This window comes from Salinirubellus litoreus (assembly GCF_037335815.1).
Lineage (GTDB): Archaea > Halobacteriota > Halobacteria > Halobacteriales > Haloarculaceae > Salinirubellus > Salinirubellus litoreus.
Window position 1 is genome coordinate 401,928 of record NZ_CP147841.1, and the last position, 12,356, is coordinate 414,283.

The 12,356-nt window shown below is 70.0% G+C and carries 14 protein-coding genes; 6 read left to right on the forward strand and 8 right to left on the reverse strand.

Annotation, left to right across the window (positions count from 1 at the left end):
• The first annotated feature begins 11 nt into the window (after positions 1 to 11).
• Positions 12 to 584 (forward strand): metal-dependent hydrolase, encoded by a 573-nt coding sequence (locus WDJ58_RS02070; protein WP_338915966.1) that lies wholly within the window; start codon positions 12 to 14, stop codon positions 582 to 584.
• 9 nt (positions 585 to 593) lie between these two features.
• On the opposite strand, the gene WDJ58_RS02075 is transcribed toward WDJ58_RS02070, so the two are convergent.
• Positions 594 to 1,319 carry an ABC transporter ATP-binding protein gene (locus WDJ58_RS02075; RefSeq protein WP_338915967.1) on the reverse strand — a complete coding sequence of 242 codons (726 nt, stop codon included), beginning with the start codon at positions 1,317 to 1,319 and terminating at the stop codon, positions 594 to 596.
• Positions 1,320 to 1,531: 212 nt separating this feature from the next.
• Here WDJ58_RS02075 and WDJ58_RS02080 point away from each other — a divergent pair, with 212 nt between their 5' ends.
• Complete coding sequence (locus WDJ58_RS02080; protein ID WP_338915968.1) at positions 1,532 to 2,368, forward strand: extracellular solute-binding protein; 837 nt, start codon at positions 1,532 to 1,534, stop codon at positions 2,366 to 2,368.
• A gap of 114 nt (positions 2,369 to 2,482) precedes the next feature.
• On the opposite strand, the gene WDJ58_RS02085 is transcribed toward WDJ58_RS02080, so the two are convergent.
• Entirely contained in the window at positions 2,483 to 2,644 is a 162-nt protein-coding gene (locus WDJ58_RS02085) for a rubrerythrin-like domain-containing protein (RefSeq protein WP_338915969.1), read from the reverse strand.
• Positions 2,645 to 2,694: 50 nt separating this feature from the next.
• A complete protein-coding gene (locus WDJ58_RS02090; protein WP_338915970.1) occupies positions 2,695 to 3,786 on the reverse strand; it encodes a THUMP domain-containing class I SAM-dependent RNA methyltransferase in 1,092 nt (363 codons plus the stop codon).
• 100 nt (positions 3,787 to 3,886) lie between these two features.
• Here WDJ58_RS02090 and WDJ58_RS02095 point away from each other — a divergent pair, with 100 nt between their 5' ends.
• Complete coding sequence (locus WDJ58_RS02095) at positions 3,887 to 4,240, forward strand: DUF7577 domain-containing protein (RefSeq protein WP_338915971.1); 354 nt, start codon at positions 3,887 to 3,889, stop codon at positions 4,238 to 4,240.
• 160 nt (positions 4,241 to 4,400) lie between these two features.
• Positions 4,401 to 4,694 carry a hypothetical protein gene (locus WDJ58_RS02100; RefSeq protein WP_338915972.1) on the forward strand — a complete coding sequence of 98 codons (294 nt, stop codon included), beginning with the start codon at positions 4,401 to 4,403 and terminating at the stop codon, positions 4,692 to 4,694.
• A 355-nt stretch (positions 4,695 to 5,049) separates the two neighbouring features.
• Here the strand turns inward: WDJ58_RS02100 and upp are convergent, their stop codons facing one another.
• Positions 5,050 to 5,724 carry a uracil phosphoribosyltransferase gene (gene upp, locus WDJ58_RS02105; RefSeq protein WP_338915973.1) on the reverse strand — a complete coding sequence of 225 codons (675 nt, stop codon included), beginning with the start codon at positions 5,722 to 5,724 and terminating at the stop codon, positions 5,050 to 5,052.
• Between the two features lie 76 nt (positions 5,725 to 5,800).
• Entirely contained in the window at positions 5,801 to 6,493 is a 693-nt protein-coding gene (locus tag WDJ58_RS02110; RefSeq protein WP_338915974.1) for a type 1 glutamine amidotransferase domain-containing protein, read from the reverse strand.
• Positions 6,494 to 6,714: 221 nt separating this feature from the next.
• On the opposite strand from WDJ58_RS02110, the gene WDJ58_RS02115 reads away from it, so the two are divergent.
• Entirely contained in the window at positions 6,715 to 8,373 is a 1,659-nt protein-coding gene (locus WDJ58_RS02115; RefSeq protein WP_338915975.1) for a potassium channel family protein, read from the forward strand.
• Positions 8,374 to 8,567: 194 nt separating this feature from the next.
• Here the strand turns inward: WDJ58_RS02115 and WDJ58_RS02120 are convergent, their stop codons facing one another.
• The 3 genes from WDJ58_RS02120 to WDJ58_RS02130 form a co-directional block, all read right to left on the reverse strand.
• Positions 8,568 to 8,750 (reverse strand): hypothetical protein, encoded by a 183-nt coding sequence (locus tag WDJ58_RS02120; RefSeq protein ID WP_338915976.1) that lies wholly within the window; start codon positions 8,748 to 8,750, stop codon positions 8,568 to 8,570.
• Positions 8,751 to 8,911: 161 nt separating this feature from the next.
• On the reverse strand, positions 8,912 to 10,759 hold the full coding sequence (locus WDJ58_RS02125) for a ribosome biogenesis/translation initiation ATPase RLI (RefSeq protein WP_338915977.1): 1,848 nt from the start codon (positions 10,757 to 10,759) through the stop codon (positions 8,912 to 8,914).
• Positions 10,759 to 11,091, reverse strand: a complete 333-nt coding sequence (locus WDJ58_RS02130) for a hypothetical protein (protein WP_338915978.1) — start codon at positions 11,089 to 11,091, stop codon at positions 10,759 to 10,761. The genes WDJ58_RS02125 and WDJ58_RS02130 overlap by 1 nt, the downstream gene beginning before the upstream one ends.
• Before the next feature lie 312 nt (positions 11,092 to 11,403).
• Here WDJ58_RS02130 and WDJ58_RS02135 point away from each other — a divergent pair, with 312 nt between their 5' ends.
• Entirely contained in the window at positions 11,404 to 12,342 is a 939-nt protein-coding gene (locus WDJ58_RS02135; protein ID WP_338915979.1) for a mechanosensitive ion channel family protein, read from the forward strand.
• Positions 12,343 to 12,356 lie beyond the last annotated feature (14 nt).

Genomic DNA, 12,356 nt, shown 5'->3' on the forward strand with positions numbered 1-12,356 from the left:
ACCGGGAGGTAATGTGGCCGTGGGGACACGCCGCCCTGGGATACCTCCTGTACTCGGTGTTCGTCTGGCTCCGGACGCGAGAGCCGCCGACCGGCGTCGGCGTCGTCTCCCTCCTCGTCGGGACGCAGACGCCCGACCTGATCGACAAGCCGCTGGCGTGGTACGTCCACGTCCTCGAGTACGGGCGCTCGCTGGCCCACTCGGTGATCACCGGCGGGGTCATCCTCCTGGTCGTGGTCCTGTTCCTCCGGCGGCGCGGCCACCGGACGGCGGCGACGGCGTTCGCCGTCGGCTACCTCTCGCACCTGGTGGGTGACTCGTACACGTTCGCGCTGGCCGGCACCTGGCGGAGCCTCGCGTTCCTCGTCTGGCCGCTGCTCCCCATCCCGGGCGCGGAGTCCGAGCTCGAGGGGCTGTTCGCCCACCTCGCGCGGCTCGACGCCTCGGTGATCTACTCCGAGGGCGTGCTCCTAGCCGTGGGGATGCTCGCGCTCTGGCTCCTCCAAGGCGCGCCGGGACTGCGGACGGTGCTCGCGTGGGTGCGCCGGGCAGTCGACGGACGAGGGACCGAGGAGACGGTCTGACCGACTACACTACTCGTCGAGTCGACCGTCGACGAGCCGAACCCGAGCGCTGAACCGGTCGAGGAGCGATCGGTCGTGGCTGACGACGACCAGCGCAGTCCCCGTCGCCTCGCGGGCCTCGAACAGCAAGGAGAGCGTCCGCTCGGCGGTGTCGGGGTCGAGCTGTCCGGTCGGCTCGTCGGCCAGCACGACCGCCGGTCGGTTGGCGAGCGCGCGGGCGATGGCGACCCGCTGGCGCTCGCCCCCCGAGAGCGTCGCCGGGTACTGCCCCGCGAGGTCGGCGATGTCGAGCCGGTCGAACAGTTCGTCGAGCCAGTCGGGGTCGCGGTTCCCGCGGGCGTGCTCCTGGGGGAGCGCCGCGTTCTCGCGGGCGGTGAGGTCCGGTACGAGCTGGAAGTCCTGGAAGACGATGCCGACGGTCTCCCGGCGGACGGCCGCGCGCTCGCCCTCGCGGAGCGAGCCCGTGGGCCGACCTTCGACGTACACCTCGCCGGACGTGGGCGGTTCGAGCAGGCCGAGGACGCGGAACAGCGTCGTCTTCCCGGCCCCGCTCGGCCCGCGTATCAGGAGCCGGGCGTCCGCCGGGACGGACAACGACACGCCGTCGAGGACGCGCCGACCGCCGCGTTCGACCGTCACCGACTCCGCCCGCAGGACCGGGTCCGCGTTCGACCTCGAAGCCGGGGACTCCGATGCGGTCGAGTCCGGATCGGGGGTGTCAGCCGCTCGGTCCATCGGTTCGGCGTCGGGTTCCGCCGGTCGGGTCGTAAGGCTGTCGGGTCGGGAGCTGCTCGCGGCGACCGAACGACGAGCAGGGGCGGAGCAGACCGGAACCGGGGGTGTCAGGGGGCAGGCTTATACGATCGAGATACCATCGAGAGTTACGTATCCCGGTCTTCGAAACCGTCCGTAGCTAGCTCAGCGGGGGATCGGGTCCGATAACACGCATGCACCGACGCCGCCTGCTCGCCGGCTTCGGGACGCTCGCCGCCTTCGGCGGGTGTCTCGGGACCGGCAGACCGACCGACGAGCGAGCCACACTCCTCGTAGCCGGGAGCCTCCTGCCGCTCGCACAGGCCGTCCCGGGCGCGGTGGTGGAGGCACACGGGAGCCTGGCGGCCGCCCGACTCGTCGAGGACGGCCTGCGCGAGCCCGACGCGGTCGCGCTCGCGGACCCGGCGCTGGTTCGCGCTCTCGTGGGGTGGACGGCGACGTTCGCCACGAACGCGATGGCCGTCGCGTACGACCCCGAGTCGCCCGCCGCGTCGGCCATCGAGAGCGACTGGGTGACCGCGCTCGCCCGCGAGGACGTCACGGTGGGTCGGACCGACCCGCGGACCGACCCCCTGGGCTACCGGACGCTCCTCACCCTCGATCTCGCCCGACGCGCCGGTCTCCCGGTCGAGGGCATCGTCGAGAGCTCGAACGTGTTCCCCGAGACGCAGCTCGTCCGGACGCTCATCGACGGCCCGCTCGACGCCGCGTTCGTCTACCGGAACATGGCTGAGAACCACGGCGCCCCCCGAGTCGACCTCCCCCCGGAACTCGACCTCTCCGAGCCCGCGTACGCCGACCGGTACCGCGAGGCGACGGTGAGCGTCGACGGGACGACCCGCCGCGGCGAACTCATCCGGTACGGCGCGGCACCGTTCACGGAGCGCGGCCGGGCAGTCTGTGCCGACCTCGTCTACGGGGCCGAGCGGCTCCGACGGTTCGGCTTCAGCGTCCCACCGAGATACCCGGAGCTACCCGCGAGCAGGGATCTCCGGACGAACACCGGGTGATCGGCGTGATACGGACGGTTGTAGTCTTTTATCGGTGAGCGCCGATCCCGCCCGGGCGCTCACCGGTAAATCGTTACAACCGTCCGTGTGAAGCGATCCCGTCCAGCGGTCCGATCACTCCCGGGGGACGCCGAGATCGGCGAGGTGGGTTCCACAGTCGGGACAGCTGCCGGCCCCATCCGCCGCGGTAGTTCGATACCCACAGCGCGGGCACTCGTACGGTCGTCGCTCGCGCGGAGTGTACGGATCGGTTCGCGTCATGAGTGACACTCCCATCCACGGGCCCAAGTAACACCGATCCGGTTCCCAGCGGACGGGAACGGCGGCTACCGATCGAAGACGAGGACGGCCGCGTCGAGTCGACCGAGCGGGACGCCGAACCGCTCGTCGGGCTCCCAGGGGACGAGCCCCTCGCGGCCGGTGATGAGGACGAGACGCGACCAGGAGCCGCGGTCGAACGACCGGAACAGGTCGCGGTAGAGCGGTTCGGGGTCGTCGAGGCGCACCCCGTAGGGCGGGTTACAGACGACGCGGTCGGCTTCGGGCGGGGTGGTCGTGGCGTCGGCGACATCGAACCTCGTGTCGACGCCCGCCGATCGGGCGTTCTCGCGGGCACACTCGATCCACGACGGATCGGCGTCCCGGCCGATCACGGCGACCCCGTCCCCCGAGCCGCGCCGACCGTCGCGGCGGTCCCCGTCAGTAGCTCCCGAAGGGAGGAACCCGAGCCGCGAGAGCGCGTAGCCGCGGTCGGGCGAGTGGGGTATGCCACGGGCGTAGAGTGCGGCCTCGACCGGGATCGTCCCCGACCCGCAGGTCGGATCGAGCAGCGACTCCCCCGGAGAGAGCCCGGCGAGTCGGACGAGCGAGGCGGCCACAGTCGGGCGGATCGGCGCGTCGTGCTCGCAGACGCGCCACCCCCGGTCGTGGAGCGAGGTGCCGGTGGTGTCGACGGCGAGGCGGAAGCGGTCGTGACGGACGGTCGCGTGGAGCGCCACGTCCGGGTCGTCGAGGTCGACCGCGAGACGGTGGCCCGTCGCGTCGCGGTAGCCGTCGATCACTGCCTGCCCGACGACCTCGGCCACGTCGGGGCTCCCGAACGGGTGGTCGCCGTGGCGGGAAGCCCGGACCGCGAACGACTGCCTCTCGGCGAGGTAGCGTTCGAGGGGGAGCCGACGAACGGCCCGGGCCACGTCGTCGAGGTCCTCGAACCGGGTCTCGCGGAGGACACAGAGGACGCGGTGGAGCGTCCGCGAGCGGCGGTTGAGACGGGCGAAGTCGCCCGGCGCACACGCGAAACGGATCGCCCCGCGGTGATCCACGTCGGCGGTCGCGTCGCTCCCGAGGAGATCGACCACCTCGGCGGCGGCGACGCGTTCGAGTCCCGGATTCGTGGTCGCGACGGCGTCGAACGACACGGTCGGTGATCGCGGCCGGGAGGCATGAACCCCCCTCCCACAGGTCTTTTACCGATCGGACGGGTAGTTCGACCCGAAACGGAGGTGTCACCGCGCCGTGATGCTCCCGCTCTCTACCTTCGGCCCGCTCGCCGCATCGCCCGAACCGCCGACTGGGGCACTGCCGAGCCTCGCCCCGCTCTCCGGTCTCTCCCCGCTGTTGCTCGCCGCCGCCGTCGTCCTGCTGACCGCCGTCGCGGTGGCGATCGGGGCCTACCTCGGTCGCCGCCGGGCGACCGAACGTATCGAGGAGGGCGAACGACGGTTCCCGGGCGGGCCCGTCGACTGCCCGGCCTGTGATGCCGGCAACGAGCGGGGATACCACTACTGTCGTGAGTGCGGGGCCGAACTCCCCGACTCGGTCTACGACGGCTCCGTCGGGGGCGGCGGGACGGGCGACGCCGGGTTCGGGTGAGCACGGACCGATCGATACCGGGCACACCCCGTCCACCGGAGACACTTATCACCGGACGGGTGACCGTCCGTCGTGTGCGAGATGCGTCGAGCTCTCCTGCGGCATGGCGCGCTGTTCGCCGGCGTCGGCCTCGCGGCGTGTACGAGCGGGCTTCCCGACGGTGACATCCCCCGAGGAACCGCGAGCCTGCCGAGGCGGCTCTGGTTCGAACGGGTGTCCCCCCGCGTCCGGAGGGGACTCGGCCGATCCGATCGCCTTCGAGGACCTCCCGGAGGCCGAGCGCGAGATCGTCCGAACCGCGCTCAAGGAGGGGGAGTACGTGGTCGAATCCGATCGGGGGTCGCCGGCGTTCGAGAGCCTCCGCGACCGGATCGAGGGGTTGACGGGCGACGGGGAGACCCCGAGGGTGTACCTCCGTCGAGGGGAGACCTATAGTAGCGTTTGGAACCGATGACACACTCCGGACGGGGACGGTCCCCCGTCCGTGAGCAAAGACTTCCAAACGCTACTATACTACCGGGTCGGGTTCGCCGACGGCTACCACGTCGTCGCCCATCCCGACCAGTAATCGCGGGGACGGGTTCCGTCGGTCGAGAGCGGCGGGCACGGATCCGGCGGTTCCGGGGCGTTCGGGAGCGGTTCGGAACGGTCCGGAACGCTCCGGAGTCCCCCCGAGCGGTCGGGAGGCGGCCTCCGGACGTTCCGCTGGAGGTCGAAAACCGGTATCTCCGGCGGGTTCTCCAGTCGAAAGAAGGGGGTCTCGGGTGCGAGTCACACACCGCTCGGCGCCCCCCCGCCGGGAGGACAGCTCACTTCGTCCGGAAGGCGCGGTCGCCCGCGTCGCCGAGGCCGGGGACGATGTAGCCGTCGTCGTCGAGGCGCTCGTCGACGCTGACGGTCAGCACGTCCGCCTCCGGGACCGCCTCCCGGACGCTGACGAGGCCGGGCGGGGCCGACACCGCCGAGAGGGCCAGCAGCCGGTCGGGGGTCCCCTGTTCGAGCACCTCCTCCAGTACCGAGACCATCGTCGAGCCGGTGGCGAGCATCGGATCGGCGACGATGACCGTCTCCTCCGGGCCGATCTCGGGGAGCTTGATGTAGTCCATCGTGATGGGAAACGCTCCTGACGAATCCATCCCGGCGGACTCGTCGCGGGAGGCCGAGACGACCCCCTGCTTGGCCGTCGGGAACGCCTTCAGCAGCCCCTCGACGAACGGCGTCGCCGCCCGGAGCACGTTCACGACCGTCACCTGATCGAGCCCCTTCACCCGTTCGCCGGTCGTATCGGCCAGGGGGGTCGTGATTGAGACGAACTCGGTGTCCATCATCCCGTCGATGATCTCGTAGCCGCAGATGCGCCCGAGCTTCACGAGGCCCTTGCGGAACTCCACCTGCTCGGTCGACACCGACCGCAGGTCCGAGAGGGTGTGTTTCGCCAGTGCGTGCGTGACGACGAAGGCGTCGCCGCGGTCCTCGATGGGCATACCCGGAGGAGGGTCGGCCACCGGAATAAATGGGGGTGCCGGGCGGTCCGGCCCGGCGAGCGGGCTCGGCCTCCGTTCAGGCCGGGGTCTCGATGCCGAGTTCGTCGAGGAGGGTTCGCGCGGCGGCCGCCGAGGAGCCCGGACCGCGGGCAGTCACGAGGTCGCCGTCGACCCGCACCGACGAGTCGGCGTCGAGTTCGGCGTCCCAGTCCGCGCCCACGGCCCGGACCTCGTCCTCGACCCAGTACGGCAGTTTCCGGCCGTCGGGCATCAGGTCGTCCTCGTCGACGATGTCCTCCTCCCACGCGTTCGGGAAGCCGGTCACCGAGCGACCGTCGGCGAGGAACCCGCCCGACTCCTCGCGGGTGAACGCGAGGAGGCCCACCGCGTGGCAGACCACGAGCGCGGTCCCGTCGTCGCCCTCGACGGCTTCGCGCAGCAGCGTCCGGGCGTGGCGGTCCTGATTTATGTCCCACACGGTCCCGTGCCCGCCGGGGAAGACGACTGTATCGTAGTCCCCGGCGTCGACGCGGGCGATCTTCTCGGGGTTATTGAGTCGCGGGTCGGATTCGTCGGCCTCGCGGACCCGTTCGGCGGTGTCCTCGCCGACGTTCTCCGGATCGGCCGAGCGCTCGTCGATCTCCGGTGGGTTCCCGGTCGGCGTCGCCACCGTCACCTCGACGCCCGCGTCGCTCAGCGTCTCGAGCGGTTCGATACACTCCTCGCCCCAGTAGCCGTGTTCGCTGACCACGAACAGCGCGTCAGTCATGCGTCCGGACTACCGGCGCGCGCCGGAAGAGTTCCGCGATATCGTACGCCGAAGACGGGGGGATCGGGACCCCGAGGCGGACGAGCCCCGGTAGCCGTCGGGATACCGCTGGAGACGGGAGACCCCGGCATTGGTGCCTGGGGAGCGAGCAACGGTTCCGGGCGCAAGCCGGACGCTTAACCGGTCGGAACGGCTACTCGTATGACAACCGGACCGCTACGATGCGAGAGCTACGGAACCTCAGGGGGATACACCCGAAAGATCTCTCACGACGTCAACGGCTGCTGGTGGTCTTCGCCGTCTCGCTCGTCCTGGTCGTCCTCTTCTACACGGCCGTCTACAACTGGGGGATGCGGGCGCTCGAAGACCGACCCCAGTCCGTCTTCCGGTCGTTCCAGACGGTCGTCGAGACGATGACGACGACCGGATACGGGGCGGACTCGCCCTGGGCGACCCCGGCGATGAACGTGCTGATGGTGACGATCCAGGTCACCGGCGTCGTCGTCGGGTTCGTCACGCTGCGCGTTCTGGTCATCCCGCTGTTCGAACGAACGCCACTGAACCTCGACGACCGCCTCACGACCAAGGACGACCACGTCGTCGTCGCCGAGTACCGGCGCGACACCGACGTACTCCTCGAGGAACTCGAGGAACTCGACGTGGAGTACGTCCTGCTCGATCCCGACGAGACGGAGGCGAAGCGCCTCTCGGACGCCGGCTACCAGGTGATCAACGGCGACCCCGAGCAGCGAGACGACCTCGACCGCGCGTCGATCGAACGGGCGTCGCTGCTGATCACCGACGCCGGCGACAGGACGGCGAGCATCGTCCTGACCGCGCTGGAGGCCAACGAGGACCTGCGAGTGATCAGTTTCACGGAGTCGACGCGGCGCAAGTCTGCGCTCACCGAGGTCGGCGTCGACCGGAGCGTCGCGCCGCACGCGCTGATTGGCCAGCGGCTGGCGGAGAAAGCGACGACGCCGGTCAGGGTCGACGAACGGCCCGACAGCGACGAGGTCGACGTCCGCGAGATTCTCGTCCGACGGGATAGTCCGCTCCACGGCGTCCGGGTGCGGGACTCGCCGGTCGCGGACCACCCGAACCTGACACTGGTCGCCGGGTGGTTCGACGGCGAGCTACGCCTGCCGCCGTCACCCGACGACGTGCTCACCCCGAACACCGTCCTGGTCGTCGCCGGACCCGAGCGGGAGATCGACGAGATGACGAACGAGATCGCGGCCGTCCGCTCCCGGCGCATCACCGCCCCCTCGACGGTCGTCGTCGCCGGGGCGGGCGAGGGCGGATCCGCGGCCGTCGAGGCGCTCCCGGCGGACGTCTCGGCGACGACGATCGACGAACTGGCAGAGCGGGAGCCCGACGTCGTCGGCGACGTCACCGAACCCGAAACGCTCCGCGAGGCCGGTATCGACGACGCCTCGGCGCTGGTCGTCACCGTCGACGACGACTCGACCGCACTGCTGACCGTCGCCATGGCCCGGTCGCTCTCCGACGAGATCGAGATCCTCGTTCGTGTGACCGACGGTGAGAAGGCGAGAGCGGCGTTCAGAGCGGGGGCCGACTACGTCCTCTCCATCCAGCGAGTGTGCGCCCGACTGGTCGCCTCGGAGGTCCACGGCGAGCGAGTCGTCGACCCGATCAGCCAGATCCGCCTCGTCCGGGCCGACGCGACGCCGTTCGCCGGCGAATCGCTGGAGGACACCCGTCGCGACGTCGAGCGGGGGTGGACCGTGCTCGGTGTCGCGCGCGACGGCACCGTACACACGGACGAGCGGACGGTCATCGAGGGTGACGACGACGTGTTCGTCGCCGGGAGCGACGACGCGATCCAGCGGTTCGAGCGAACGGTCGACACCTCGTGAGCGGGTGGGGGTAGGAGGATCGAACCAGTGGAGAGCGTCGCCGGAACGGTCGGACTACCCGACGATCCGGCGAGCGCGCGACGAGTGAACGGACGGATAGCACCCCGGCGAGTCGGACGGACGACGCGTCACGCCGCCGGGACGGGCGAGGCTCCGCGAACGTCGCCGATGGCTCGCCCCCGGCCTTCGGCTGGCTACCCCCGCAACACGACGAGGTAGGTCAGGACCGCGAGACAGAGCGTCCCGACGGCGACGTTGGTGGCGGTGAACTCGACCACGCCGATGAAGTCGAGCCCCCAGACGACGACGCTCGCGAACACGAGCGAGAGCAGGAGGTCGAGCGCGAGCAGCACGCGGATGTCACCCTGGGAGGCCACACCTCAGTTCCCGGGCGTGGATGACTTGAATCCCGACGGTGAGAAACCCGACAGTGAGAGTCGGAACCGGGACGCGACGAGAGGACCACTGACGGTCGTGCCGTATCGGCCCGCTCAGAACGGTCGGCTCGGGTAGCACCGAAATCCGAACGAACCTCGCTCTACTCCTCGTCGTCCTCGGGCGTGTAGTAGTACTCGCCGGCCCGTTTCTGCTGGCGGTCCTTCTGTGATCCCGGCTTGTTGATCCGCGGACGGCCGGTGCGCTGATCCCGGCGGAACGTCACGTCGAGGTTGGCGAGGAACTCGTTCATCCCCTCACGCATCCCGACGGGCTTGCCGGCGCGGCCGTGCTCGGCCGGCGTGCCCTCGAACACCTGCAGGCGGTCGGCCAGCAGGTCGATCATGTAGATGTCGTGGTCGATGACCATCGCCGTCGCGCCGTGGTTCTCGGTGTACCGTCGGATGGCCCGCGTGGCGAGTACCCGCTGTTCGACGTCGAGGTGCGCGCTCGGCTCGTCGAGCAGGTAGAGGTCGGCCTCCCGGGAGAGACACGCCGCGATGGCGACCCGCTGGCGCTCGCCCCCCGAGAGGTCCGTGAGGTCCTGCTCCATGATCCGTTCTAACTGGAGCGGGCCGGCGATCTCGGTGTTCCAGTAGGAGGTGCCGAAGTCGTCGGTGATCGAGGCGAGGAACGCGTCGACACGCATCGGCTGGTCGATCTCGACGTACTGGGGCTTGTAGGAGATGTCGAGCGCGAAGTCGACGTTCCCTTCGGTCGGCTCCAGCCGACCGGCGAGCAGTTTCGCGAACGTGGACTTCCCGATGCCGTTGGGACCGACGATCCCGAGCACCTCGTTCCGGCGTATCTCCCCGGCGTCGATCTCGAGGGTGAACTCGCCCTCGCCGTAGGACTTGACGAGGTCGGGATACTCCACGAGCGTCTCGGCGTGGCCCGAGACGGTTCGGGGGGCGTGCTCCTCGAACTGGATCGCCTCCGGGCGGATGCGCATGTTCTCGTTCTCGAGGTAGCCCGAGAGGTACTCGTTGATGCCGTTGCGCGTCGACTTGGGGCTCGTGACGACGCCGAACGCCCCGGGGCGACCGTAGGCGACGTGGAGCGTGTCGGCGATGAGATCGAGGATCGCCAGGTCGTGTTCGACGACCATCATCGAGCGGTCCTCCTCCTCGGCGAGCTCCCGTATCAGCCGCGCGGCGGTGACGCGCTGGCCGATGTCGAGGTACGGCGTCACCTCGTCGAGGAAGTAGAAGTCGGCGTCGCGGACGAGCGTCGCCGCGATCGCGACCCGCTGGAGTTCACCCCCGGAGAGCGTGTCGATGTCCTGGTCGAGGACCGCCGCGATGTCGAGGCGCTCCGTGATCTCGTCGGCAGCGCCCCGCTCGTCGACACTCGAGAGCAACTGGTTCGTGTTCCCCGAGAACTGGTCGGGGATGCGGTCGACGTACTGTGGCTTGCGGGCGACGGTGAGGCCGCCCTCCTCCAGGTCCTCGAGGTAGTTCTGGAGCGCCGTCCCGCGGTACTGGTCGAGGACCTCGTCCCATTCCGGTGGATCGTCGTAGCGTCCGAGGTTCGGCTGGATCTCGCCGGCGAGCACCCGCACCGCGGTGGATTTCCCGATCCCGTTCGGCCCGAGCACGCCCGTCACCCGTCCCTCGCGGGGGGCCGGCAGGCCGTAGAGCCCGAAGGCGTTCTCGCCGTAGCGGTGGGCGGGGTCCTCCTCGAGTTCCTGGGGGAGGTTGATTATCTCGATGGCGTCGAACGGGCACTTCTCGACGCAGATGCCGCAGGTCTCGCCCAGGCAGATCTCCTCGGAGATGCTGATCTGGTCGGGCTTACCGTCGAACTCCTCGCCCTCCTCGTAGCGCTCGCCCCGGGTGACGATGCACTCCTTGCCGGTCCGGTTCGGGGGGCAGAAGTTCGCACACTCGTAGTTACAGCGGTCGGGCTGGCACCTGTCGAGGTCGACGACCGCGATGCTGTCCTCGGCCATCAGAAGGTCGTCCCCGCCGTGAGGAGCACCGTCCAGCCGACGAACCAGAGGGCGAAGGTCATGAAGAGCACGTAGAGGTAGTCCTTGGCCCCGAAGTCCTCGACGTCGACCGCCACGAGCCCCGTGCTGCCGAGCGCCTGCAGGATCGGGAACTGGACGACGATGGCCGCGACGAGCACGTAGAGCCCGGTCTGGGAGGTGGCCGGCTCGGCCGCCCCGGCGGTCACCACCGAGGAGCCGATGGCCGCCAGGAGGCCCGCGAGCGACGCGAGCGTCGTGACGGTCAGGCCCCGGATGTGCGAGGCCCGAGCGTCGACCGTTTCTGTCGCCATACCCGTCGTTCGGCGGGGCGCGGGCAAAAGCGGTTCGCTTACGGGACGAGACGGGGCACGGGACGAGAGGGGCCGTGTCGCGCGGACGGAGCAGTCGGGGGCGAAACCGGGGCCCGGTCGGCCGGGGCGGTACTGGCTTCGGCGCGAACTCGAACTCCGACCGACGGCGACCGGGAAACGAGCGGCGGTATCGCGAGCGTTCGGGCGGCCGTACGCGGACCCTGACGGTAGTTCGGAGTCGTTCGGCCCGGAAGGAGAAACGGGGGACGCGAACCCAGCGTATAAACTATCCCCGAGTTGAGGGTGGAATCGATGCTCGATTCGATGCGTCTCCCGGTCCTCCAGGCCGGAGGATCGGATCCGATCCCGGACTCGCTCTCCGAACTGGTCGCACAGTACACCGGGCTCCTGGGCCAGGTCGTGGCGTTCGTCGTCGCGTTCGTCCTCGTCTACGTCGTCGGACGGTTCCTCCTCGTCCGGCTAGTCGACGGCGCGCTCAGGGCCCGGGGGATGGACCGGACCATCCGCGGCGTCGCGCGGAAGACGACGCGGGCGGTCGTGTTCGTCGGTGCCATCGCCATCGGGCTGGCGGCCGCGGGCCTCCCGAGCTTCCTCACCGCGGCCGCGACGCTCGGCGGCGCGCTCGCGCTCGCCATCGGGTTCGCGGCACAGGACCTCATCGGCAACTTCGTCGCCGGGCTGTTCATCCTCAAGGACAAGCCCTTCGAGCAGGGCGACTGGATCGAGTGGGGGGACGGCGAGGGGATCGTCGAGGAGATCCGCCTGCGGGTCACCCGCGTGAAGACCTTCGACAACGAGCTCATCACGGTGCCGAACTCGACGCTCGCCAACAACGCCGTCACGAACCCCGTCGCCTACGACACGCTCCGACAGAAGTTCGTCTTCGGTATCGGCTACGAGGACGATATCGACGAGGCCACGGGGATCGTCGTCGAGGAGGCGGAGGCGCACGAGGCGATACTCGACGATCCCGAGCCCTCGGTCCGGGTGACGGAGCTGGGGGACAGCGCGGTCGGCCTGCAGTCGCGGTTCTGGATCGCCGACCCCTCGCGCTCGGACTTCGTGAAGGCCCGCTCGGAGTACGTCCAGGCGGTCAAGGAGCGCTTCGACGCGGCCGGGATCGACATGCCGTACCCGCACCGGCAGCTCCTCGGCGAGGTCGACGTCGCCGGTCGGGAGGAGGTCTCGCGGACGCGGTCGGACGGGGAGGGAGCCGCGGGAGACGACTGATCCCGTCGAACCAC

What these genes read in the sequence shown, in the direction of transcription:
- WDJ58_RS02110 (WP_338915974.1), bottom strand. Translation starts at nt 6,493, where the DNA reads ATGACTGACGCGCTGTTCGTGGTCAGCGAACACGGCTACTGGGGCGAG.
- WDJ58_RS02085 (WP_338915969.1), bottom strand. Translation starts at nt 2,644, where the DNA reads ATGGGAGTGTCACTCATGACGCGAACCGATCCGTACACTCCGCGCGAG.
- WDJ58_RS02115 (WP_338915975.1), top strand. Translation starts at nt 6,715, where the DNA reads ATGCGAGAGCTACGGAACCTCAGGGGGATACACCCGAAAGATCTCTCA.
- WDJ58_RS02080 (WP_338915968.1), top strand. Translation starts at nt 1,532, where the DNA reads ATGCACCGACGCCGCCTGCTCGCCGGCTTCGGGACGCTCGCCGCCTTC.
- WDJ58_RS02070 (WP_338915966.1), top strand. Translation starts at nt 12, where the DNA reads ATGTGGCCGTGGGGACACGCCGCCCTGGGATACCTCCTGTACTCGGTG.
- WDJ58_RS02095 (WP_338915971.1), top strand. Translation starts at nt 3,887, where the DNA reads ATGCTCCCGCTCTCTACCTTCGGCCCGCTCGCCGCATCGCCCGAACCG.
- WDJ58_RS02125 (WP_338915977.1), bottom strand. Translation starts at nt 10,759, where the DNA reads ATGGCCGAGGACAGCATCGCGGTCGTCGACCTCGACAGGTGCCAGCCC.
- WDJ58_RS02130 (WP_338915978.1), bottom strand. Translation starts at nt 11,091, where the DNA reads ATGGCGACAGAAACGGTCGACGCTCGGGCCTCGCACATCCGGGGCCTG.
- upp (WP_338915973.1), bottom strand. Translation starts at nt 5,724, where the DNA reads ATGCCCATCGAGGACCGCGGCGACGCCTTCGTCGTCACGCACGCACTG.
- WDJ58_RS02135 (WP_338915979.1), top strand. Translation starts at nt 11,404, where the DNA reads ATGCTCGATTCGATGCGTCTCCCGGTCCTCCAGGCCGGAGGATCGGAT.
- WDJ58_RS02075 (WP_338915967.1), bottom strand. Translation starts at nt 1,319, where the DNA reads ATGGACCGAGCGGCTGACACCCCCGATCCGGACTCGACCGCATCGGAG.